Annotated in this window: 19 protein-coding genes; 2 read left to right on the plus strand and 17 right to left on the minus strand. The window is 72.6% G+C overall.

The window, feature by feature from the left end; genetic code table 11:
• Nucleotides 1-111: 111 nt before the first annotated feature.
• From ACWGL3_RS10465 to ACWGL3_RS10495, 7 genes are all read right to left on the minus strand, one after another.
• Nucleotides 112-1,002 (minus strand): alpha/beta hydrolase fold domain-containing protein, encoded by an 891-nt coding sequence (locus tag ACWGL3_RS10465; RefSeq protein WP_267948609.1) that lies wholly within the window; start codon nt 1,000-1,002, stop codon nt 112-114.
• Nucleotides 1,003-1,114: 112 nt separating this feature from the next.
• Nucleotides 1,115-2,272 (minus strand): glutamate 5-kinase, encoded by a 1,158-nt coding sequence (gene proB / locus ACWGL3_RS10470; RefSeq protein ID WP_267948608.1) that lies wholly within the window; start codon nt 2,270-2,272, stop codon nt 1,115-1,117.
• Nucleotides 2,273-2,359: 87 nt separating this feature from the next.
• A complete protein-coding gene (gene obgE, locus ACWGL3_RS10475) occupies nt 2,360-3,724 on the minus strand; it encodes a GTPase ObgE (protein ID WP_267948607.1) in 1,365 nt (454 codons plus the stop codon).
• A gap of 129 nt (nt 3,725-3,853) precedes the next feature.
• Nucleotides 3,854-4,114 (minus strand): 50S ribosomal protein L27, encoded by a 261-nt coding sequence (gene rpmA, locus ACWGL3_RS10480; protein ID WP_150253013.1) that lies wholly within the window; start codon nt 4,112-4,114, stop codon nt 3,854-3,856.
• Between the two features lie 13 nt (nt 4,115-4,127).
• Nucleotides 4,128-4,439, minus strand: a complete 312-nt coding sequence (gene rplU, locus ACWGL3_RS10485) for a 50S ribosomal protein L21 (protein WP_267950280.1) — start codon at nt 4,437-4,439, stop codon at nt 4,128-4,130.
• A gap of 356 nt (nt 4,440-4,795) precedes the next feature.
• Nucleotides 4,796-7,846, minus strand: a complete 3,051-nt coding sequence (locus tag ACWGL3_RS10490) for a ribonuclease E/G (protein WP_267948606.1) — start codon at nt 7,844-7,846, stop codon at nt 4,796-4,798.
• Between the two features lie 60 nt (nt 7,847-7,906).
• The gene (locus ACWGL3_RS10495) at nt 7,907-8,782 is read right to left on the minus strand and encodes a TIGR03936 family radical SAM-associated protein (RefSeq protein WP_267950279.1); all 876 of its coding nucleotides are present in this window, start codon (nt 8,780-8,782) and stop codon (nt 7,907-7,909) included.
• 103 nt (nt 8,783-8,885) lie between these two features.
• Between ACWGL3_RS10495 and ACWGL3_RS10500 the strand changes: the two genes are divergently transcribed.
• Nucleotides 8,886-9,008: a hypothetical protein gene (locus ACWGL3_RS10500; RefSeq protein WP_344183056.1), complete on the plus strand. Its 123-nt coding sequence runs from the start codon at nt 8,886-8,888 to the stop codon at nt 9,006-9,008.
• A 362-nt stretch (nt 9,009-9,370) separates the two neighbouring features.
• On the opposite strand, the gene ACWGL3_RS10505 is transcribed toward ACWGL3_RS10500, so the two are convergent.
• From ACWGL3_RS10505 to ACWGL3_RS10550, 10 genes are all read right to left on the minus strand, one after another.
• The gene (locus ACWGL3_RS10505; RefSeq protein ID WP_267948605.1) at nt 9,371-9,919 is read right to left on the minus strand and encodes a TetR/AcrR family transcriptional regulator; all 549 of its coding nucleotides are present in this window, start codon (nt 9,917-9,919) and stop codon (nt 9,371-9,373) included.
• 124 nt (nt 9,920-10,043) lie between these two features.
• The gene (locus ACWGL3_RS10510; protein WP_267948604.1) at nt 10,044-11,981 is read right to left on the minus strand and encodes a TIGR03960 family B12-binding radical SAM protein; all 1,938 of its coding nucleotides are present in this window, start codon (nt 11,979-11,981) and stop codon (nt 10,044-10,046) included.
• Nucleotides 11,982-12,249: 268 nt separating this feature from the next.
• A complete protein-coding gene (gene rodA, locus ACWGL3_RS10515; RefSeq protein ID WP_378553311.1) occupies nt 12,250-13,434 on the minus strand; it encodes a rod shape-determining protein RodA in 1,185 nt (394 codons plus the stop codon).
• 3 nt (nt 13,435-13,437) lie between these two features.
• A complete protein-coding gene (mrdA, locus tag ACWGL3_RS10520; RefSeq protein WP_267948603.1) occupies nt 13,438-15,573 on the minus strand; it encodes a penicillin-binding protein 2 in 2,136 nt (711 codons plus the stop codon).
• A 3-nt stretch (nt 15,574-15,576) separates the two neighbouring features.
• The gene (gene mreD / locus ACWGL3_RS10525) at nt 15,577-16,137 is read right to left on the minus strand and encodes a rod shape-determining protein MreD (RefSeq protein WP_267948602.1); all 561 of its coding nucleotides are present in this window, start codon (nt 16,135-16,137) and stop codon (nt 15,577-15,579) included.
• On the minus strand, nt 16,137-17,057 hold the full coding sequence (gene mreC, locus ACWGL3_RS10530; RefSeq protein ID WP_267948601.1) for a rod shape-determining protein MreC: 921 nt from the start codon (nt 17,055-17,057) through the stop codon (nt 16,137-16,139). Before mreC ends, mreD begins: the two co-directional genes overlap by 1 nt.
• Before the next feature lies 1 nt (nt 17,058).
• Nucleotides 17,059-18,093 carry a rod shape-determining protein gene (locus tag ACWGL3_RS10535; protein WP_267948600.1) on the minus strand — a complete coding sequence of 345 codons (1,035 nt, stop codon included), beginning with the start codon at nt 18,091-18,093 and terminating at the stop codon, nt 17,059-17,061.
• Nucleotides 18,094-18,310: 217 nt separating this feature from the next.
• The gene (gene ndk / locus ACWGL3_RS10540; RefSeq protein WP_267948599.1) at nt 18,311-18,715 is read right to left on the minus strand and encodes a nucleoside-diphosphate kinase; all 405 of its coding nucleotides are present in this window, start codon (nt 18,713-18,715) and stop codon (nt 18,311-18,313) included.
• Between the two features lie 159 nt (nt 18,716-18,874).
• Nucleotides 18,875-19,282, minus strand: coding sequence for a DUF4233 domain-containing protein (locus ACWGL3_RS10545; protein ID WP_267948598.1), 408 nt, complete (start codon nt 19,280-19,282; stop codon nt 18,875-18,877).
• Nucleotides 19,283-19,316: 34 nt separating this feature from the next.
• Nucleotides 19,317-20,669 carry a bifunctional folylpolyglutamate synthase/dihydrofolate synthase gene (locus ACWGL3_RS10550; RefSeq protein ID WP_267948597.1) on the minus strand — a complete coding sequence of 451 codons (1,353 nt, stop codon included), beginning with the start codon at nt 20,667-20,669 and terminating at the stop codon, nt 19,317-19,319.
• Between the two features lie 111 nt (nt 20,670-20,780).
• Here ACWGL3_RS10550 and ACWGL3_RS10555 point away from each other — a divergent pair, with 111 nt between their 5' ends.
• Entirely contained in the window at nt 20,781-22,055 is a 1,275-nt protein-coding gene (locus tag ACWGL3_RS10555; protein WP_267948596.1) for a folylpolyglutamate synthase/dihydrofolate synthase family protein, read from the plus strand.
• Nucleotides 22,056-22,070 lie beyond the last annotated feature (15 nt).

A 22,070-nucleotide genomic window follows, 5' to 3' on the forward strand; every position in this document is an offset into this window, starting at 1 on the left:
GGCGTCCGCGCGCGGGGGGGCGGCTCCACCCCGCCCGAGCCCTCCGGCACGGTCTGCTCCGCGGCGTCCGCGCGGGGTGGCGGCCCTGGGTGTCCGCGCCCGCGGACGGTCTCACAGGTCCTGGACGGTACCGATGATCGCCGCACGCGCCCGGCTGCCCTCGGGCACCGGGACCAGTGGATACACGTGGAAGGCGCCCGCCTCCTCGTGCAGCTCCACCTCGCCGCCCGCCTCGGTGACGAGGTCGCGCAGGCGGCGGGTGTCGGGCAGGAACACGTCACGGGTGCCGATGTAGAGGTCGATGGGGGGAAGCCCGGCCAGCCGCCCGTTGATGGGGCTGAGCCTGGGCACGGAGAGGTCGTCGCCGCCCGCCCACGCCTTGGCGGCCTCCCTGAGGCCGACCGGGCTGAGCCACGGGTCCCTCCCCTCCACCTCGGCGATGTCGGGGTTGGACATGGTGAGGTCCGCCCACGGTGAGACGAGGATCAGCCGGGCGGGCCGAGGCAGGTCCTCCCCGGGCAGCGTCTGGGCGAGGGCCAGTGCCAGCCCGGCGCCCGCCGAGTCGCCCGCGAAGACGGTCCGCCCCGGGTCTGCGTGCTCCAGGAGTTCGCGGTAGACCGCGTGGAGGAACCCGAAGGCCTCGCGGTAGGTGTGCTCCGGCGCCAACCCGTAGACGGGCACCTCGACCCGGCACCCCGTGTCGGCCATGCGGGAGATCAGCACCCAGTGCCACGGGGAGATCTCGCTGATGTACGAGCCCCCGTGCAGGTACAGGACGGCCTTGTCCGGTTCGTCCTCCCGCTCACGGGGCAGGACGGTGTAACTCCGGAACCCCCCCACCTCGCGCAGGGTGATCTCGTGCCGCTTGGCGACCCAGTGCGGCGGCTCGGGGTCGTCCTTGGCCTCCTCGATGCGCTCCCGTGCGCCCTCCACGGTCTCCATCGGGCGCTTGCGCGCCACCCGGAACGCCACCGCGAGCATTCTCGCCACCAGGCTAGGCATGGATGTCTTCGCTTCTCTCCTCGGGGATGTCCCCCGACCTTGCCACAGGGGTCTCACAGAACGTGCGGACGGCGCGGGAGGGCCCTCCGGCCCGGCCCTTCCGCCGCACTCCCTAGAGGACGACGAGGTCGTCCCGGTGCACGAGCTCCCGCTCGTAGGAGGGCCCCAGCTCACGGGCGAGCCAGCGCGTGGACCTGCCCATCAGGTCGGGCACCTCGGCCGCGTCGTAGTTGACCAGCCCGCGCGCGACCACGGTGCCCTGCTCGTCGCACAGGTCGACGGGGTCCCCCGCGCTGAACTCCCCCCTCACCCGCACCACACCGGCCGGGAGCAGTGACGCCTTCTCCCGTACGACCGCCGCGACCGCGCCCGGATCCAGCACCAGGCTGCCCCGTCCGGCGGTCGCGTGCGCCAGCCACAGCTGGCGGGCCGAGGGACGGCGCCCGCCCCCCGCGGCGAACAGGGTGCCGACCCTGTCGCCCGCCAGGGCTGCCCGCGCGTTGGCCGCGGAGGTCAGCATCGTGTGCACGCCGGCCTCCGTGGCGATCCGCGCGGAGGCGACCTTGGTGACCATCCCCCCCGTGCCCACGCCGCGCCTGCCGGAGCTGCCGATGTCGATGCCGTCCAGGTCCTCGGGCCCGCGCACCAGGCTGACCACGGACGCCCCCGGGTCGGACGGGTTCCCGTCGTAGAGGGCGTCCACGTCCGACAGCAGGACCAGCGCGTCTGCGCGCATCAGGTGCGCGACCAGGGCCGCGAGCCGGTCGTTGTCGCCGAACCGCAGTTCGTGGGTGGCCACCGTGTCGTTCTCGTTGACGATGGGGACCGCTCCGATGTCCAGCAGGCGGCGCAGCGTGCGCTGCGCGTTGCGGTGCTGGACCCTGCGCATCATGTCCTCGACCGTGAGCAGGACCTGGGCGGCGTTGAGCCCGTGTCCGGCCAGCTCGGCCGTGTACGCGGCGAGCAGCAGCCCCTGGCCGACGCTCGCCGCGGCCTGCTGGGAGGCGAGGTCGCGGGGCCGGCGGGCCATGCCGAGCGGGGTCATCCCGGCGGCGACCGCGCCGGAGGAGACCAGGATCACCTCCTGGCCGAGGGCCCGGCGGGCCGCCAGCACCTCGACCAGGTCGCGGATGCGCCCGGAGTCGATCCGGCCCTCGGGGGTCGTCAAGGACGACGACCCCACCTTCACCACGACCCTGCGGGCCGAGGCCACCGCCGCCCGTCCTGCGGTTTCCGCCCGGTCGGACTTCTCGAGTTCTGCGCTGTGCACCGTGTGGGGCTTTCCATCCAGGGCGCGGCGCCCCGGTCGGGCGCCGCGCACGTTCCTGTTCGGCCGGGCCGTCGGTCCCCGCGCGGGTCAGCCCAGCCGGGCGTCGCTTCCGCGCGGGCCGGACGGGACGACCTCGGCGTCCATGGACGGGTCCCAGTCGAAGACCACGGAGTCCTCCTCGGTGCCGATGTGCACCTCGGCGCCCTCGGTGGCCCCGGCCTTGGCCAGCTGCTCCTCGATGCCGAGGCGGTTGAGCCGTTCGGCCAGGTAGCCGACCGCCTCGTCGTTGCTGAAGTCCGTCTGGGCCACCCAACGGGCGGGCTTGTCCCCGCGCACCTGGAAGGCGTTGTTGCCCAGCGGCACCACCTCGAAGGGGGTGTCCCCGATCATCTTGGGACGGATCACGATCCGGGTGGGCTCGGCGGCGGGGGCGGCCCCGCGTGCGGCCGCGACCTGCTCGCCCAGGGCGAAGGACAGCTCGCGCAGGCCCTCACGGGAGGCGGCGGAGACCTCCATCACCTTGTACCCGCGCTCGACGAGCATCGGGGTGACGAGCTCGGCGAGCTCGCGGGCCTCGGGCACGTCGACCTTGTTCAGGGCGACGATGCGCGGCCGGTCGGACAGGTCCACCCCGGCGCGCTCGCCGTAGGCGGACAGCTCCGCCTCCAGGGCGTCGAGGTCGCTCACGGGGTCTCGGCCCGGCTCGTAGGTGGCGCAGTCCAGGACGTGCAGGAGGGTCGAGCACCGCTCGATGTGGCGCAGGAACTCCAGGCCCAGGCCCTTGCCGTCGCTCGCTCCGGGGATGAGCCCGGGCACGTCGGCGATCACGTACTGGGTCGTGCCCGCCTCCACCACTCCCAGGTTGGGGACGAGCGTGGTGAAGGGGTAGTCGGCGATCTTGGGCCGGGCCGCCGACATGGCGGCGATCAGCGACGACTTGCCGGCGCTGGGGAAGCCCACCAGGCCGACGTCGGCGATGGTCTTCATCTCCAGGCGCACGTCGAAGGCCTCGCCCTCCTCGCCCTTGAGGGCGAAGCCGGGCGCCTTGCGCTTCTTGGAGGCCAGCGAGGCGTTGCCCAGGCCGCCGTGGCCCCCCTGGGCGAGGACCAGGCGGGTGCCGTGTCCCACGAGGTCGGCGATGAACTCGCCGTCCGCGCGGGTGACCACCGTGCCGTCGGGGACGGTGAGGACCAGGTCGTCCCCGTTGGCCCCGGCCCGGTGTCCGCCCTGGCCGGGCGTGCCGTTCTGGGCGTTGCGGTGCGGGCGGCGCTGGTAGTCCAGCAGGGTGGCGGCCTGCGCGTCGACCTCCAGGACGATGTCGCCGCCCCGGCCGCCGTTGCCGCCGTCCGGGCCGCCCAGAGGTTTGAACTTCTCACGGTGCACGGAGGCGCAGCCATGCCCGCCGTTCCCGGCCTTGACGTGCAAGACCGCCTCGTCGACGAAGTCAGGCATAGCTCTCCCCGTTGCTTGTCGGTCCCCGTGCGGGTGACCTGGTGGAACACGCGTGTCACTCAGTGACAACGCGAGAGGCGGGCCAGTGTTCCCTGGCCCGCCTCGAAACCACAACGTCCGTGCGCGAACCTACTCGGCGGCGACAGGGACGATGTTCACGGCCTTGCGGCCGCGGAAGTTGCCGAACTTGACCTGCCCGGCGACCAGAGCGAACAGCGTGTCGTCGCCACCGCGGCCGACGTTGGCGCCGGGGTGGAACTTGGTGCCGCGCTGACGGATGAGGATCTCGCCGGCCGAGACGGACTGACCGCCGAAACGCTTCACGCCGAGGCGCTGGGCATTCGAGTCACGACCGTTACGGCTGGACGAAGCGCCCTTCTTATGTGCCATTTCTCCAGGCCTCCTACTTCGCCGCGATGCCGGTGACGCGCACCTGGGTGTGCTTCTGGCGGTGCCCCTGGCGCTTCTTGTAACCGGTCTTGTTCTTGTACTTCAGGATGTTGATCTTGGGGCCCTTGGTCTCGCCGAGGATCTCGGCGGTGACCGAGTAGCCGCTCAGCTTGTCCGCGTCGCTGATGACGTTGCCGTCGTCAACGACCAGGATGGGCTGCCACGTGATGGTGGCACCGGTCTCATCGGAGACCTTGTCGATGTTCAGGACGTCATCGACAGACACCTTCTCCTGTCGGCCGCCCGCTCGCACGATCGCGTACACCGGGTAACTCTCTTCCTGCTCGCTCAACGAATAATGCTCGGGACCATCCCCGAGACGTGAGTTCCGGGGTCCGGGTCCGGCTGTACCTGTGCCCAGGCCAGCCGGGAGGATCGCCCCCATGTGGTTGGGGAGAAGCCTCGTTCCACGATCCACTGATCGCCTGTAGCGGGGCGCGGGGATCTGAGGGAAACAAACCCTGCGTGGAGAGCACTTCGGTGTCGGGGCGCGCGATTGTGGTGGAACGCGCCGACGCACCGTCCATCAGATTACCATCGGCCCGCTACAGGCCTGCACACGTGCCGTGGTTCGGACGGGGTCTCCCCCGTCCGGACCACGGCCGGTATGTACCGCCTCGGTCAGCCCGCGTCCACGGCGGACGGCGGGGCCGCCGCCGTCTTGGCCCGCCGGGTGCGGCGCCGCTTGGGCCGCTCCGCGGCCTCCTCGTCGCCGTTCTCCGCCGGGGCGGGCGTCTCGCCGACGGCGGTGTCGGCGTCGCCTGCGGCGTCCGCCCCACCGCCGTCCTGCACCGCGGCCTCACCCTTGTCGGCCGCCGCGCGGGCGGCCTTGGTTCCGGTGCGCCGGGTGCGGGTCCTCTTCGCCGGGGCCTTCTCGGGCTCGGCGTCCGCGGCGGGGGCGGGCGCGGAGTCCGCCCCGTCCTCCGCCTGGGCCGCCGTGCCGGTGTCCGCCTGCTCGGCGTCCGCCGCGTCCGCGGCCTTGCGGGAGCGGGTGGCGCGCTTGCGGGTCTTCTTGGCGGGCTCGGCCTGCTCCTCGGCCTGCTCGGGCTTGTCGGCCTCGGCCTCGGGGGCGTCGGCGGTCCGCTCGGGCTCCTGCTCCGGCTCGGCCTGCCCGGCCGCGTCGTCGCCCTCGCCCTCGTCGGAGGGCTTCTCCGCCTTCTCCGCCTTCTCCGCGGGCTGGTCGGTGTCGCCCTTGCCCTTCTTCTTCTTGCGCCCGCCGCCGTTGCCGCCCGCGCCGGCGCCCTTCTCCAGGAGGTCGCCGGACAGCACCAGACCGCGCCCGCTGCAGTGCTCGCACGTGTGCGAGAACGCCTCCAGAAGGCCCTGGCCGACCCGCTTGCGGGTCATCTGCACCAGGCCCAGCGAGGTGACCTCCGCCACCTGGTGCTTGGTGCGGTCGCGCGACAGGCACTCCAGCATGCGGCGCAGCACCAGGTCCCGGTTGGACTCCAGCACCATGTCGATGAAGTCGATGACGATGATGCCGCCGATGTCGCGCAACCGGAGCTGGCGGACGATCTCCTCCGCCGCCTCCAGGTTGTTCTTGGTGACCGTCTCCTCCAGGTTGCCGCCCTGGCCGGTGAACTTGCCGGTGTTGACGTCGACCACGGTCATGGCCTCGGTCCGGTCGATGACCAGGGAACCGCCGCTGGGCAGCCAGACCTTGCGCTCGAGGGCCTTGTTGATCTGCTCGTCGATGCGGTAGGCGGAGAAGACGTCGCGGTCCTCGGACCAGTGCGAGAGCCGTTCGGCGAGGTTGGGCGCCACGTAGTCCACGTACTCGTGGACGGTGGTCCAGGCCTCCTCGCCGGAGACGACCAGGCTGGAGAAGTCCTCGTTGAAGACGTCGCGCACGACCCGGACGGTGAGGTCCGGCTCGCTGTTGAGCAGCGACGGCGCGTTGGCCGACTTGGACTTGCGCTTGATCGAGTCCCACTGCTTGGCCAGGCGCGTGATGTCGCGCTCCAGCTCCTCCTCGCTGGCCCCCTCGGCCGCGGTGCGCACGATCACCCCGGCGCCGGACGGCATGACCTTCTTGAGGATCTGCTTGAGGCGTGCGCGCTCCTTGTCGGGGAGCTTGCGGCTGATGCCCGTCATGGAACCGCCGGGCACGTACACGAGGTAGCGGCCGGGCAGGCTGATCTGGCTGGTCAGGCGGGCGCCCTTGTGGCCGACCGGGTCCTTGGTGACCTGTACCAGGACCGACTGGCCGGACTTGAGCACCGACTCGATGCGCTTGGGCTGGCCGTCCAGGCCGAACGAGTCCCAGTTGACCTCGCCCGCGTACAGGACGGCGTTGCGGCCCTTGCCGATGTCGACGAACGCGGCCTCCATGGACGGCAGCACGTTCTGGACGCGGCCCAGGTAGACGTTGCCGACGTAGGAGCGGTGGGTGGCCCGGTCGACGTAGTGCTCGACCAGGATGTCGTCCTCCAGGACGGCGATCTGGGTGCGGTCGCCGGTACGGCGGACGACGAGGTCGCGCTTGACCGCCTCGCGGCGGGCCAGGAACTCCGACTCGGTGACGATCGGGGCGCGGCGGCGGCCCTGCTCGCGGCCCTCGCGGCGGCGCTGCTTCTTGGCCTCCAGCCGCGTGGAGCCGCGGACGGACTGGACCTCGTCCTCGATCGGCTTCTCGGCTCGCGGCTCGCGCACCCGGACCACGGTGTTGGGCGGGTCGTCGGCGGTGGTCTCGCCGCCCGAGCCCCCGCCGGACCGGCGCCGACGGCGGCGGCGACGGCGGCTGCTGCCGCGTTCGCCGTCCTCCCCCGTGTCCTCGTCGGACTCGGCGTCGACGTCGTTGTCGTCCTCGGCGGTGTCGGCGGCCTCGACCTCGGCCGCGCGGCTCCTGCGCCGCTCGGGCTTCTCCGCGGCGGGCTCGGGGGCCTCGCCCTCGGCCTCGTCACCGGAGCGGGACCGGCCGCGGCCGCGGCCGCCCCGGCGGCGGCGACGGCGGCTCGGACGGTCGTCGGAGGGGTCGCCGGTCTCCTCTGCGTCGGAGGACCGGTCGGCCGTGTCCTCGGCCTCCTCGTCGTCCTCGTCCTCGTCGTCCTCTTCCGCGGAGGGGTCGGCGACGGGCGCCGGGGAGGCACTGGCCACCGGCGGCTGGAACAGCATGGCGGGCGCCTGGAAGACGCTGCCGCCACCCTGCTCGGCGGTCTCCTCGTCCTCCTGGGCGGGGATCGCCTCGGGCGTCTCGGCGGCCTCGGACGCGCGCGTGCGCGCACGGGACCGGCCGCGGGTCCGGGCGGACCCCGCGGTGTCAGGGGTGTCGGCGGCCTTGTCGCCGCGCTCGGCGGAGTCCTCGGCCGCGGTCCGCGCGGTCGCGGGCTCCGTGTCCGCGGTGGCGCGGGTGCGGCTGCGGCGCGGGGCCGGGTCCTCGTCGGGACGGCCCGCGGCGCGCACGGTGCGCCTGCGGGCGGTGGTGGACACCGCCGTCTTGACCGTGCCCCCCTCGCCGGAACCGGCGAGCGAGGTGACGGGCATCGAGGGCGGGGTGAAGACGTCGTCCGGCTCCGGGGGCGGTCCGGCCGCGCGGCGGACGCCGCGTACCGGCGCCGGCGTGGTCACACGCACCTCACCTCCCCCGCCGGGGGGCGCCGCCTTGCGAGCGCTTGCTTCAGTTGTACCCGCGGTGCTCTCGGCACCGTCGTTGGGCTCGTTGTCGAGCATCCGGGCGGTCTCCCGTCAAAGTCCTCGGGCGCGCTGCGGCCTTTCGGTCGCCGGCGCGGCTCACGAGAACTGTCGTCGCTGTGTCACCGCCGACGGCACCGGGGTGCCGTCGGGGCGAAGTCCTGTGGTTTCGCCCATGTTCCCCGCTTCGGGGCCGCACATCCGCGCGGTCCCGTCCATGGGCGTTGACGGCCGTGGTGCGTCGTCGCGCCGCTCGTCCGCGTTGTCGTTCGCGGGTCCGGGGCTCGTGAGAGCTTCGGGCCGGTCCTCGGTGAGCGGGTCCGCGATCGCGCCTGTCGCCTCGTCCAGCGGCCCCTGCGCCAGCCGGGTCATCACGGGTGATGACGGCGGCGCGAGGTCGGCCACTCGGAGGAGTCCGGTCAGCACGTCGTCTGGTCGGACAGCAGGTGTCGTGTGCCGTACAACCATCCGAAGTATGGCATATGCCGTGTCGTGTTCCCCTGGGACGCGCCCGTGGGATCCGCTGCACACGTCGATACGAACCACTGCCGGTCGTGTGTCGAAGCGGCGACGACCCTTCTTCGTCATCCGCTCCACCTCGACACTGTCGGCGGCCGCGTAGGCGGCCACCGCCCTGGCGGCGTCATCGGGGTCGACGCCGTCCATCTCCACCTGCCAAGCGGAGGCCTGGAGCCGATCCGCGAGCCCGGCATGCCGGGCCTCGACGACCTCGACCACGTCGATGCCCTCGGGCATCGCGGCGTCGATGTCGGCTCGGACCCGTTCGGGTTCGCGTGCCTCGGCCAGGACGAGTTCAAGGTACTCCGCCTCGCTGGCGACCCCGGTGGGGGCCGCTCCCGTGTAGGAGACCTTGGGGTGAGGCGAGAAGCCGGCGGAGAACGCCATGGGCACGGAGGCCCTGCGCAGGGCCCGTTCCAACGCCCGGGCGATGTCGCGGTGACTCGCGAACCTCATGCGCCCGCGCTTGGCGTAGCGGACACGAAGCCGCTGTCCCGGCTTGGCGGTGGAGGGTGAGGTGGTGCCCTCGGGTGCGGGGGGCAGCTCAACTCCTTTCCTCATGCCCCCAGGTGTGGTCGGCGGAGCGACCTCGAAGGGGCTGTTCCTCGTCCTGCTCAGCGTACGGTGCGCCGTGGTGCACATGCGCCAGCAGGACTACGCATACCGGTATCTCCCCCACTGACCTGCGGTCGAAAAGTCCCCGAGGTCTCGGAGCGGACACTGAACCGGTGTTCACCACCTGAACGCGGAGCCGCCGAAAAAAAATCCGAAGAAAATCTTCTGGAGATGGCAACCCCCCGCGCACCCCGCGAGTCTTATTACTCGTACGGCCCGGCGCGAGCGGGGCGCCGGGCCGTACACCTTCTCCCCGGGCCACTCCCCTCCACAGGGTCGAGAGAGCGCCCGGAGCGCGAATCCTACTCCTGTAGCCCTGACGCCACTGTGAGCGACCCCGCTCTCCCGTGCCATGAGCACCCCTGTTCTCCGCCGTCCCCCGGCGGAGCAGGGGTTCCCCCGTTCCCGGGGGCGTGCCCGGTACGGCGGTCAGGCGGGCGGACGCAGCCCCGCCAGCACCACGGCCACGGTGCGGCGCCGCGCGGCCTCGTCGGTCCCCCCGCGCTCCCTGGTCATGCACCCCTCCATCAGCGCCTTGACGTCGGCGGCGTCCACGTCGTCGCGGACCTCCCCCGCCTCCTGCGCCGCGGCGAGGAGTTCGCCGAGCGCCGCCACCACGTCGTGGCCGGTGCCGCGGACCGCGGCGGCGACGTCGAACCCGCCGCCTCGGAGCGCCTCGCCGAGCCCGTGGTCGAGCGCTCCCTCGTCGACCACGAACGCGAAGAAGGAGGCGAGGGCGTCGCCCGGCGCCTCCTCCTGCGCGAAGGCCCTCGCCGCGCCCACGAGGCGCTCCATCCGGCTGAGCACGATGGCCCCGTAGAGGGACTCCTTGGTGGGGAAGTGCCTGCTGACGGTTCCGGCCCCCACGCCGGCGCGCCGGGCGATCTCGTGGACGGTGACGGACAGCCCCTCGGAGGCGAAGGCCTCGAAGGCCGCGCGCAGGACCTTCTCGCGGTTGCGTCTCGCGTCGGCTCGCACTGTCGCCCCCAGGGCCCGCGCACGGGCCGTCGACCAACGGGATGCCCGTCCCGGCGCCGCCATGGCAACCGGGACAGTCGTCCGACTCTAGCCGGGTCCTCCCGGCCGGCGGCGGAGCACGCGGCTACTCGACGGTCAGCGGGAGCAGGGGGCGCCCCTCGGCCGGCGCGTTGATCTGGATATTGGTGCCCATACTCGGACAGACCCCACAGTCGTAGCAGGGGGTCCACCGGCAGTCGTCGACCTCCAGCGACTCCTCTCCGTGCAGGGAGTCCTGCCAGTCCTGCCACAGCCACGACCGGTCGAGGCCCGCGTCCAGGTGGTCCCAGGGCAGGACCTCCTCCTCGTCGCGCTCGCGGGTCGTGAACCAGTCGAGGTCCACCGGGAGGCCGGCCAGTCCGGTTACGGCCGCCCGCTCCCAGCGCTCGTACGAGAAGTGCTCGCTCCAGCCGTCGAACCGGCCTCCGGAGCGCCACACCTCCTCGATGACCCGGCCCACCCGGCGGTCGCCCCGGGACAGCAGGCCCTCCACCACGGACGGGCGGCCCTCGTGGTAGCGCAGACCGATGGACTTGCCGTACCTGCGGTCGCCCCGCAGCGCGTCGCGCAGCTTGCGCAGCCGTGCGTCCACGACCTCGTGCGGCGTCTGGGCTGCCCATTGGAAGGGCGTCTGGGGCTTGGGCACGAACCCGCCGATGGAGACCGTGCACCGGATGTCCTTGCGCCCGGTCACCTCCCGGCCGGTCCGGATGACCTCTGCCGCGAGGTCGGCGATGGCGAGGACGTCCTCGTCCTCCTCGGTGGGCAGACCGCACATGAAGTACAGCTTCACCTGCCGCCACCCGGCCGCGTACGCGGCGGTGACGGTCCGGATCAGGTCCTCCTCGGTGACCATCTTGTTGATCACCCGGCGCATCCGCTCGCTGCCGCCCTCGGGCGCGAAGGTCAGCCCCGACCTGCGCCCGTTGCGGGTCAGCTCGTTGGCGAGGTCGATGTTGAACGCGTCGACCCTCGTGGAGGGCAGGGACAGGCCCGTGTTGGTGCCCTCGTACCGGTCCGCGAGCCCCTTGGCGATGTCGCCGATCTCGCTGTGGTCGGCGCTGGAGAGCGACAGGAGCCCCACCTCCTGGAACCCGGACGCGGCCACGCCCTCCTCGACCATGCTCGTGACGGTCTCCCGGCTGCGCTCGCGCACCGGCCGCGTGATCATCCCGGCCTGGCAGAACCTGCAGCCCCGCGTGCAGCCGCGGAAGATCTCCACGCTGTACCGCTCGTGCACGGACTCCGCCGTGGGCACGATCGGCCTCTTGGGGTAGGGCCACCCGTCCAGGTCCATCACGGTGTGCTTCTGGACCGTGCCGGGGACCCCGGGCCGGTTGGGCGTGTACGAGGCGATCCGCCCGTCCCCGTGGTAGGCCACGTCGAAGAAGCGCGGTACGTACACGCCGCCGGACGCGGCCAGCCGCAGCAGCAGCCCGTCGCGCCCGCCCGGCCGGCCCTCGTCCTTGAAGGCGCGGACGGTCTCGGTGACGGCGAGGCTGATCTCCTCCCCGTCGCCCAGGACCACCGCGTCCAGGAAGTCGGCGATCGGCTCGGGGTTGAACGCCGCGTGCCCCCCGGCGAGCACGATCGGGTGGTCGTCGGTGCGGTCGCGGGAGCGCAGCGGGATCCCGGCCAGGTCCAGCGCGGTGAGCATGTTGGTGTAGCCCATCTCGCTGGCGAAGCTGATCCCGAGCACGTCGAAGGCGGCCAGCGGCCGGTGGGCGTCCACGGTGAAGTGCGGGACGCCGTGCTCGCGCATCAGCTCCTCCAGGTCCGGCCACACCGCGTAGGCGCGCTCGGCGAGCACCCCCTCGCGCTCGTTGAGGACCTCGTACAGGATCTGCACGCCCTGGTTGGGCACGCCCACCTCGTAGGCGTCCGGATACATGAGGGCCCAGCGGACCCTGGCCCCGTCCCACTCCTTGACCACGGAGTTGAGTTCGCCCCCGACGTACTGGATGGGCTTGCCCACCTTGGTCAGGAGGGGTTCCAGGCGCGGAAACAGGCTTTCGACGGACATGGTGCGGGCCTTCGTTCGGCGGACATCGTGTCAGAACGCGTGTTGTCCCCCGCCGGGGCGGGAGCGGGCGGCGGAGCCGCTGGAGCGCGACCGCCCGGAGGTTCCCAGGCTACCGGCCCGGAGGGCTCCGGCCCGGGCCGTCCACAGGGCCGGTCGGCGTTCCCCGAGGGGCCCGCCGGGACGCCCGCGGGGTGCGCCGCCGGCCGGGACGGGCGGGGCCCGGGGAGGGCGGCCCCTCCCCGGGCCCCGGTCGCGGGCCGCACGACCGCTACTCGAACCCCCGGTCCCGGGAGTTGATCCCCAGCACCAGGCCCAGCCCCAGCATGTTCGCCATGATCGCGGTGCCGCCGTAGGACACGAACGGCAGCGGCAGGCCGGTCACGGGCATGACCCCCAGCCCCATGCCGATGTTGATGAAGGTCTGGAAGCCGAACCACGCCGCCACCCCCACGCACAGCAGGCGGGGGTAGGGCTGGTCGCATCCCAGGGCGATCCGCAGGATCCGCCAGAGGACCACGGCGAACAGCGCGATGACCAGGGCCGCCCCCGCGAACCCCAGCTCCTCCCCGGCGACCGTGAAGATGAAGTCCGTGTGCTGCTCCGGCACGAACCTGCCGTGCGTCTGCTCCCCCTGGAACAGCCCGGTCCCGTTGAACCCGCCCGAGCCCACCGCGATGAGCGCCTGGTTGGAGTTGTACCCGGCGCCCTGCGGGTCCGCGGACGGGTCCACCAGGGTGGCGAGGCGGTCCAGCTGGTAGGGCTCCAGGAGGTCGAACCAGAACACGCAGAACACCGCGGCGACGCCGCACGCGAGCATGCCGGCCACCCAGACGAACGGCGCGCCCGAGAGCGTGAGCATCCCCAGGAAGATCGCCCCGAGGACCAGCGTCGTGCCCAGGTCGGGCTGGAGCATCACCAGGGCCAGCGGCACCGCCAGGACCAGCAGGCAGAACAGGACGTCCCTGGTCATCGGCCTGCTCTCGCCGTCGCGCGGCTCGCCCAGGAGCGTGGCCAGGACCAGGACGAGCCCGACCTTGGCCAGCTCGCTCGGCTGGAACTGGAACGCCCCGACCACGATCCACCCGCGCGACCCGTTGATCACCGCACCCAGCGGGGTGAGCACCAGGACCAGGGCGACCGCCGTGGCCACGTAGACGATGGGCGCGTACGCCCGCACGGTCCGGAAGTCCACCGAGGCGACGACCAGGCACGCCACCCACGCCACCGCCAGGTGGGCCAGGTGGCGGCGGAGGTGGCCGGTGGAGTCCATCGGGTCCCCGCCGTCGCCGGGCAGGGTCGCCGACCACACCAGCAGTGAGCCGATGGCGCAGAGCACCGCCACCGAGACGATCAGGACCCAGTCCAGGCGGCGCGCCGCCCCGGCCGCCATGACGGCGCCGGAGCCGAAGCCGGTCCGGCGGCCCGACAGCGGCGCGCCCGTGTGTGTGCTCATGGCCTACCGATCCAACACTTCGATGGAACCGTCGGAACGCACCACGGGCAGCTCCGAGTAGGGCTTGCCGCCCGGGAGCGCGGGCTCGCCGCCGCCGGAGTCGTCGTCCTTGTCCTTCTTCCCGGAGAACCCGTAGATGCCCTCGTAGATCTTGCGGGCGATGGGCGCGGACGTCTCACCGCCCGTTCCGCCCTGGGAGACGAAGACGACCACCGCGAACTGCGGGTCGTCGGCCGGCGCGTAGGAGGCGAACCAGGACGACACCTGGCGCTCCTGCGCGTCGGCGCTGCCGGTCTTGCCCGCGATGGACACGTCGTCCTGCGGGAACTCCGCGAAGGCTCCGCGGCCGGTACCGGACTTGGTGACCTCGGTGAGCGCCTTCTGGAGGTACTCGATCGTCTCGTCCTTGACGGGGACCCGCCCGGCCACGACCGGTTCGATCTCCTCGACGGAGCTGCCGTCCGCGGCGACCAGCGCCTTGGCCACGCGGGGCTCGTACAGCGTGCCCCCGTTCGCGATGGCGGCGTAGGCCCGGGTCAGCTGCAACGGGCTGACCAGGACGTCGCCCTGGCCGATCGCGAAGTTCACCGCCTCGCCCGCACGCCACTCGAAGCCCTCCACGCACTGCTCGTGGGCGAGGCGCTTGAGGTAGGAGGCGTGCGACGGGTTGGTCTCGGCGACCTCCGGGTATCCGTGCTCGCCCCGGTAGCAGTTGTTCTCCCGGGTCTGCGCCCAGAAGGTGCGCTTCCACTCGCGGTCGGGGATGCGGCCGCCGGTCTCGTACGGCAGGTCGATGCCGGTCGGCGCCCCGAAGCCGTAGCCCCGCGCCATGGTGGCCATGGCCTCGGTCGGCTCGCCCTCGGGCCTGAGCCCGCCGTCCTTGAGCCACAGCTGGTAGCCGAAGTTGTAGAAGATGGTGTTGCAGGAGACAACGATGGCCTGGTGCAGCGACAGCGCCCCGTGGCCGCCGCCCGCGTAGTTCTGGTAGTTCTGGCCGGCGATGTTGACCGAGCCGGGGCAGGCGTAGGTGCTGCGCAGCGAGAAGCCGTTCTCCACCGCGGCCGACAGGGACGAGATCTTGAACGTGGACCCTGGCGGGTACTGGCCCTGCACGGCACGGGAGAGCATGGGCTCGCCCGCCTCCTCGCTGAGCATCTCGTCGAAGGTCTCCTGGTCGATGCCGCCCTGCCAGACGCCGGGGTCGTAGGTCGGGAGGCTGGCCATCGCGACGATGCCGCCGTTGCGCACGTCCATGACGATCGCGGCGCCGGAGTCCGCCCTGTACCTGGGCCGGGCGGCCTCCATCCCCTCCTTCAGAGCCTCCTCGGCGATCTTCTGCACGCCGACGTCGAGGTGGGTGACCAGGTGCGAGCCGGCCACGGGCAGGCGGTCGGAGATCACGTCCATCACCTCGCCGTGGTTGTTCACCCCCAGTGTCCGCAGGCCCGCGGTCCCCCGCAGCTCGGCGTCGTAGACCGCTTCCAGGCCGTCGCGTCCCACCTGGTCGATACCGGTGAACTGCGTCCGCAGCTCCTCCCGGGCGTCCAGTTCCTCCTGGGTGACGGGCTGCAGGTAGCCGAGGATCTGTCCGGCGTGCGCGCCGTAGGGGTACTCGCGGACGGCGTGCGCCTGGGCGGTGACACCGGGGAAGTCGTCGGCGCTCTCCATGATCTGGAGGGCGATCGAGGGCTCCACGTCCTCGGCGAGCGTGACCGGCTGGTAGGGCGAGCCCGGCCAGCAGGGGCGCTCAACCTCGGGTCCGCACAGGCGCATGCGCTGATGGAGCTCGCGCACCGGGACGTCGAGGACCTCGGACAGGTCGGTCAGGACCTTCTCGCCGGAGTCCTCCATGCCCATGAGCTCGTGGTAGTCGGCCGAGACCACCAGCTCGGTCCGGTTGTTGACCAGGGGCCTACCGGTGGCGTCGAGGATCTGTCCCCGCGTCGCGGGGACGATCAGCTGCTGGTGGTGGTTGGCCACCGCGAGGTCGCGGTAGTGGTCGGACATGGGCACCTGGAGGTACCACAGGCGCGCGGTCAGCACGGCGAACAGGACCAGGACCAGGACCTGGGCGGTGATCAGACCGGCACGGCCGAGCCTGGGCCCCGGGAGCGTCGGGTCGAACGGCGGCTTGCGCACGGCTCACCACCCTCCCGGGGCCATGGGGCCCTGGACGGTGGCGAACTCGCTGTCCGCGAGTGTCTCGCGCACCCACAGGACGGGGAGGGTGACCAGCGGTGCGACGAGCACCGTGAGGGCCGCGCCCACCCCGACGCCGGTCCCGACGGCCGCCGGGGTCATGTGCTGGTCGCCCATGAGGAGGCCGACGGCCGCGTACCCGGCCCCCACCCCCAGCGCGGTGGCGGCGGTGGCGCCGACGGCCGCCCAGCCGGAGGTGCGCGAACCCACCGCGCCCGGGGCCCCGGTGTTGCGGCGCAGCAGGGCGACGAGGTAGGCGGCCAGGCACAGCACGAGGGCGTAGCGGCCGACGGCGTGCTCGGCGGGCGGCAGCAGGTCCATGGCCAGGCCCGCACCGAAACCGCACGCGGCCGCGGCGGCCGGGCTGGTGGTCAGGGCGACCGCGACGACGGCCGCGACCACCAGATCGGGGCCGGGGCCCCACGCGAACGGGAGCCGGTTGACGATCGTGGCCTGGGCGAGGACGGCGGCGGCCACCATGACCAGGGTCGCTGCGGACCTCATCACTGCTCTCCCTCGGGCTTCTCGGACTTCTCGGGCTTCTTCGGCTTGGGCGGCAGCACCGAGTCCCGCGGGTCGTCGTCGGGACCCGCCACGACGACGCCCACCACGTCCAGGGACGCGAAGTCCACGGCCGGGGTGAGGCGGGCGATACGGCTGAGCGCTCCCGGCGCGACCTGCACCTCGTCGACGGTGCCGATGGGCACTCCGGGGACGAAGGGCGCGCCCTCGTGGGATCCGAGCGTCACGATCCGGTCGCCGGCCTCCACCGGCGCCTCCATGTCGAACAGCTCCAGGGTGAGGTCGGCCTCGGGTCCGCCCGGGACGGAGCCGCCGTTGACCACGCCGATCTTGCGGGTGGATTCCAGGCGGGCCCCGACCGCCGACTTGACGTCGGTGGCGAGCATGACGGTGGCGGTGCGGGGGCCGGCCTCGACCACGCGCCCCACCAGGCCGGATCCGTTGACGACGGTCATGTCCGGGCGGACACCGGACTCCGTGCCGGTGTCGATGGTGACCGTGTGCGCGTAACCGCGTGCGGTGGACCGGGTGACCGCCTGGGCGGGGACCACCTCGTAGGCGCCGAGGCCGGACAGGTGCAGGAGGTCGTCGAGCTGGTCGGACCGGTTGCGGTCGATGCGGGCGGCCTGGAGTTCGGCCTCCAGCGCGGCGTTGGCCTCCTCCAGCTCGGCGACGCGCGCGGCGGCCCGGGGCCCCTCGCGCAGGCCGTCGTAGAGGGTGACCGCGGGCGCGGCGGCCCAGCCGACCCCGGCCGCGGCGGGGGCGAACACGAGTTCGCCTCCCGCCCGGGCCACGGAGGTCACGGGATCGGCGCCGGGCCGGGCGTCCAGGACGAGCAGGACCACGGCCGCCGCGACCAGCAGGGCGAGGACCAGCCGGGATCTCGGTGAGTCGCGGAGCATGTCATCGCCGCCGTTCCGGGACGAGGACCTGGTGCAGCCTCTCGTAGTTCTCGACGCAGGTGCCGGATCCGACCGCGACGGAGTCGAGCGCGTTCTCGGCGACGTGGATGGGCATGCCCGTCTCGTGCAGGAGCCGGTCGTCCAGGCCGCGCAGCAGTGCTCCGCCCCCGGTCACGGCCACGCCCCGGTCCATGATGTCGCCGGACAGCTCCGGGGGGCACTTGTCGAGGCTGGTGCGGACCGCGTCGACGATGGCGGTGACGGGTTCCTCGATGGCCTGGCGGACGTCGCCCTCGGAGAGCACGACGGTCTTGGGGAGCCCGCTGACGAGGTCGCGTCCGCGCACCTCGGCGTGGAGCTCCTCGGGTCCGGTCGGGTAGGCGGAGCCGATGGCGATCTTGAGCTCCTCGGCGGTGCGCTCCCCGATCATCAGGGAGTACTCCTTCTTGACGAAGGTCATGATCGCCTGGTCCAGCTCGTCCCCGCCGACGCGGATGGACTGCGAGGTGACGATGCCGCCCATGGAGATGACGGCCACCTCGGTGGTGCCGCCGCCGATGTCCACGACCATGTTGCCGGTGGGCTCGTGCACGGGGAGCCCGGCGCCGATGGCGGCGGCCATGGGCTCCTCGATGATGTAGACCCTGCGGGCGCCCGCCTGGTAGCCCGCCTCCTTGACGGCGCGGTGCTCGACCGAGGTGATGCCGCTGGGGACCGCGACGATGATGCGCGGTTTCGCGAAGTGGCGTCGCCGGTGGATCTTCTGGATGAAGTAGCGCAGCATCCGCTCGGTGATCTCGAAGTCGGCGATGACGCCGTCCTTGAGGGGGCGGATGGCGGTGATGTTGTTCGGCGTTCGGCCGATCATCTGCTTGGCCTCGATGCCGACCGCGACGATCTTTCCCGTGGACGTGTTGAGTGCGACCACCGATGGTTCGTTCAGAACGATGCCGCGTCCGCGCACGTACACGAGCGTGTTGGCGGTTCCCAGGTCGACGGCCATGTCCCGGCCGAGAAAAGCAAGGTTGTTCGGCATGTAACGTCCTCAGAGGCGCCGTGTCGGACGTGGTTGCACGGGGCGACCATACGTAGTCGTTCCGGCACGATAGGTATTCAGTCCCCCGCATCGTAACGGTCAGCACTTACTCCGTTACGCAAACACACCGAATTGATGCCTCGTCACCGGACGAACCATGAGAAGTCGACTACCGGGCCGCGGACCCCATGCCGTAGGGTCCGCGGCCGCCCGGCCCCTACAGGTCGGGGAAGAACAGCTTGATCTCGCGCTCCGCCGAGTAGGTGGAGTCCGAACCGTGCACGATGTTCTGCTGGACCTCCAGCGCGAAGTCGCCGCGGACGGTGCCGGGCGCGGCGGTCACCGGGTCGGTGGCGCCGGCCAGGGCCCGGAAGGCCTCCACGGCGCGCTCGCCCTCGACCACCAGGGCGACCAGGGGACCGCCGGTGATGAACTCCACGAGGGAGCCGAAGAACGGGCGCTCCGCGTGCTCCTCGTAGTGCGTCCGGGCGGTCTCGGCGTCGAGCGTGCGCAGCTCCATCGCGGCGAGCTTCAGGCCCTTGCGCTCGATGCGCGAGATGACCTCGCCGACGATGCTGCGGCGGACGCCGTCCGGCTTGATGAGAACGAGAGTGCGCTCCACGTGCGTGTCAACTCCTCACTGGGACTCCGCGTGGCGCGTGGGCGATCGCCCACGGCGTAGGCCGCACGCGGAGGTTCGGGTGGTGGGTCACGGAAGCGGGGCCGCGAAGGGGGAGAACCCTCCCGAGGGGACCGGCCGCCTGTCCGGACGTGCGTCACACTATCGCGTTTGCCGCGGCGACGCGGTGGTCGCCGAACCCTCCCCGCCCCCGTCCCCGGAGGCGGCCGCCTCGGCCTCGGCGCGGGCCGCGTGCGCGGCCTTCATCTCGTCGGTGCGGCGGCCCATGACCACTCCGGTCACCCACAGGGACACGAACACGACCGCGATGAGCATCGCCCCGGACACCAGGAAGGAGGTGAACAGGAACGCGGCCTGCAGCGCCCAGGCGGCGTAGTGCGCCCAGGTGCGCTTCTGGAGGCCGGAGAGCACCAGGGCGACGGCGGCCATGCCGCCCCACAGGCTCGCGGCTGTGGCCGGCTCCATCCCCTCCAGGGAGATGGCGACGGGGATGAAGAGGCCGATCACGATGGCCTCGAACAGCAGGACGACGGCGCAGACTACGCGCACAGCGGGTTCCCTTCGTAGTGTGTCGCCCCGCCCGTCACTCGCCGGAACCGCGCAGCAGGTGGACGGTGTCACCCGCGGTGACGACCGACCCGGTGACCAGCACACCGGTACCGCCGAGCTCTCCGCCCTCCTCGGCCAGGCCGACGGCCCGGTCGATGGCGTCGTCGAGTCGGGGAACCACGTGCACACGGTCGTCCCCGAAGACCTGTCGGGCGAGGTGGCCCAACTGCTCCGGTCCGAGGGAACGCGGTGAGGAGTTACGGGTGACGACGATCTCGTCAAGCAGTGGTTCGAGGGGGTCGAGGATCCCCTCGACGTCCTTGTCGGCCATGATCGCGACGACGCCCACCAGGCGGGAGAAGCTGAAGGCCTCCCCCACCGCGGCCGCGGTGGCGGTCATCCCGGCGGGGTTGTGCGCCGCGTCGGCGATGACGGTCGGGCTGGTGCGCACGACCTCCATGCGCCCCGGGGAGTCCACTCCGGCCAGGGCCTCGGCGACCATCGCCGGGTCGAGCCCCTCGGCGTCCTCCCCCGCGGACGCGAACGCCTCCACGGCGGCGACGGCCACGGCCGCGTTCCCCGCCTGGTGGGCGCCGAACAGGGGGAGGAACAGGTCCTCGTAGTCCCGGGTGAGGCCCTTGAGGGCGAGCTGCTGGCCGCCGACGGCCACCTCGCGGGAGGTGACGCCGAACTCCAGCCCCTCGCGGGCCACCTGGGCCCCCACCTCGGCGGCGTTGCGGAGGAGGACCTCCGCCGCGGACACCGGCTGCTGGGCCAGGACCGCCACGGAGCCGGGCTTGATGATGCCGGACTTCTCCTCGGCGATGCCGTGCAGGGTGTCGGGCAGGTAGTCGGTGTGGTCGATGCCGATCGGGGTCACCACGGCCACGTCGCCGTCGACGACGTTGGTGGCGTCCCAGCGGCCGCCCATGCCCACCTCGACCACGGCGACGTCCACGGGGCTGTCCGCGAAGGCCGCGTAGGCCATCACGGTGAGGATCTCGAAGAACGACAGGGGCGCGTCGTTCATCTCGTCGGCCATGTCGATGTAGGGGCGGATGTCGTCGTAGGTCTCGACGAACCGCTCCTGGGAGACGGGCTCCCCGTCGACGACGATGCGCTCGCGCACGGTGCGCAGGTGCGGGCTGGTGTAGCGGCCCACGCGCAGGCCCCTGGCGCGCATGAGCGCGTCGATCATGCGCGCGGTGGACGTCTTGCCGTTCGTCCCCGTGACGTGGATGACCCGGAAGTTGCGATGGGGGTCACCCAGCAGATCCAGCAGGGTGCGGACGCGGTCCAGGCGGGGATCGATGTCGGACTCGGGTGCGCGGGAGAGGATCTCGGCGGTCACCTCGGCGTAGCGCTGCTCGGCGCTCACGCCGCTCACGGTGTCTCAGTGGTCGGGGTGTACACCCGCGCCAGTGTACGCGCCCCCACCTGGGCCCGGACTCCGGGTGAGGGGTCCGGCGGCCGATGTCGCACAGACCATACTTGGGGGATGCCGAGCCTTGACCCCTTCTTCACCGAGTGGGCGGAACGCCGCCCCGGACAGACACGCAGCCTGGGACGCGCCTCGGCGCTCCTGGCCGCCCTCGGCCTGGACGCCGACCGCACCCCCGTGCTGGGGGTCGTCGGCTCCAAGGGCAAGGGCAGTACAGCGACGACGGCGGCGGCCGCCCTGTCGGCGGCCGGCCTGCGCACCGTCCTGGTGACGGGGCCGAGCTTCCGCTCCTACCGCGAACGCGTGCGGGTGGACGGGACGTCGGTGGACGACGCGGTTCTGGACGCCCTGGGCGCGCGGATCGACGCCGCGCGCCGTGACCTGCCGACGGTGGAGGAGTCGGGGGGCTACCTGGCGCCGAGCGGCCTGTTCCTGGTCGCCGGGCTCCTGCGTGCGCGGGAGGCGGGCGCCGACGTGTGCGTCCTCGAGGCCGGTATGGGCGGGCGCCGCGACGAGCTGCGCCTGGCGGGCCCGGAGGTCGTCGCGCTCGGGAAGGTCTTCGCCGAGCACGTGGGCGTCCTCGGCGCCGACGTGGTCGAGATCGCCCGGGAGAAGACCCTGGTCGCCGGGGAGCGGACCCGGGCCCTGGTGCGTCTTCCGCAGACCCCCGAGGTGGCCGCCGAGATCGACGCGGCGCTGGCCGACGCGACCGGTGGGAGGGTGGGGGCCGAGGTCGTCGATCCGGAGGCGGAGGGGACGGAGCCGCCGCCCGCGCTGCGGCCGCCGGGCCTGTCGGCGGCCTCCGGGGTCCTGGGCACGGCCGCCGCCGCGCGGATGCTGGAGCACCTCGGGATCCCGGGACCGGACCGGAGGACCCTGCACGGCGTTCTGGCGACCGTCCGCCTCCCGGGGCGGCTGTCCCGGCACACTGTGCCGCTCCCGGCGGGGAGGGCGCCCGGCGGGGAGGCCCCGGACGCGGAGGTGGTGGTGGACTCGGCCATCGACCGCGTCGGCGTCGCGGCGGCCCTGGCCCACGCGCGCGGCCTGTGGGGCGGGGTGGACCACGTGCTGCTGTGCCTGCCGGACCACAAGGACGTCTCCGGCGCCGTGGAGGTCCTGGGCGGCCTGCCCGTGACGGCCGTGCGCCTGCCCGAGGCCCACTTGCGCTTCGAGCACGCCCTGCCCCCGCACTGGGGCCGCATGGACGCCGCGGACCTGACCGCGGCGGCCCTGGCGGCGCTCGGCCGCCGGGTCCTGGCCCTGGGCACGGTGTACTTCACCGGCCGCGTCCTGGAGGCGGTGGACGCCCCCACCGACCGGCTGTTCGGCTGACGCGTCCGGGGGACC

The sequence above is a fragment of the Nocardiopsis sp. NPDC055824 genome (assembly GCF_053616335.1).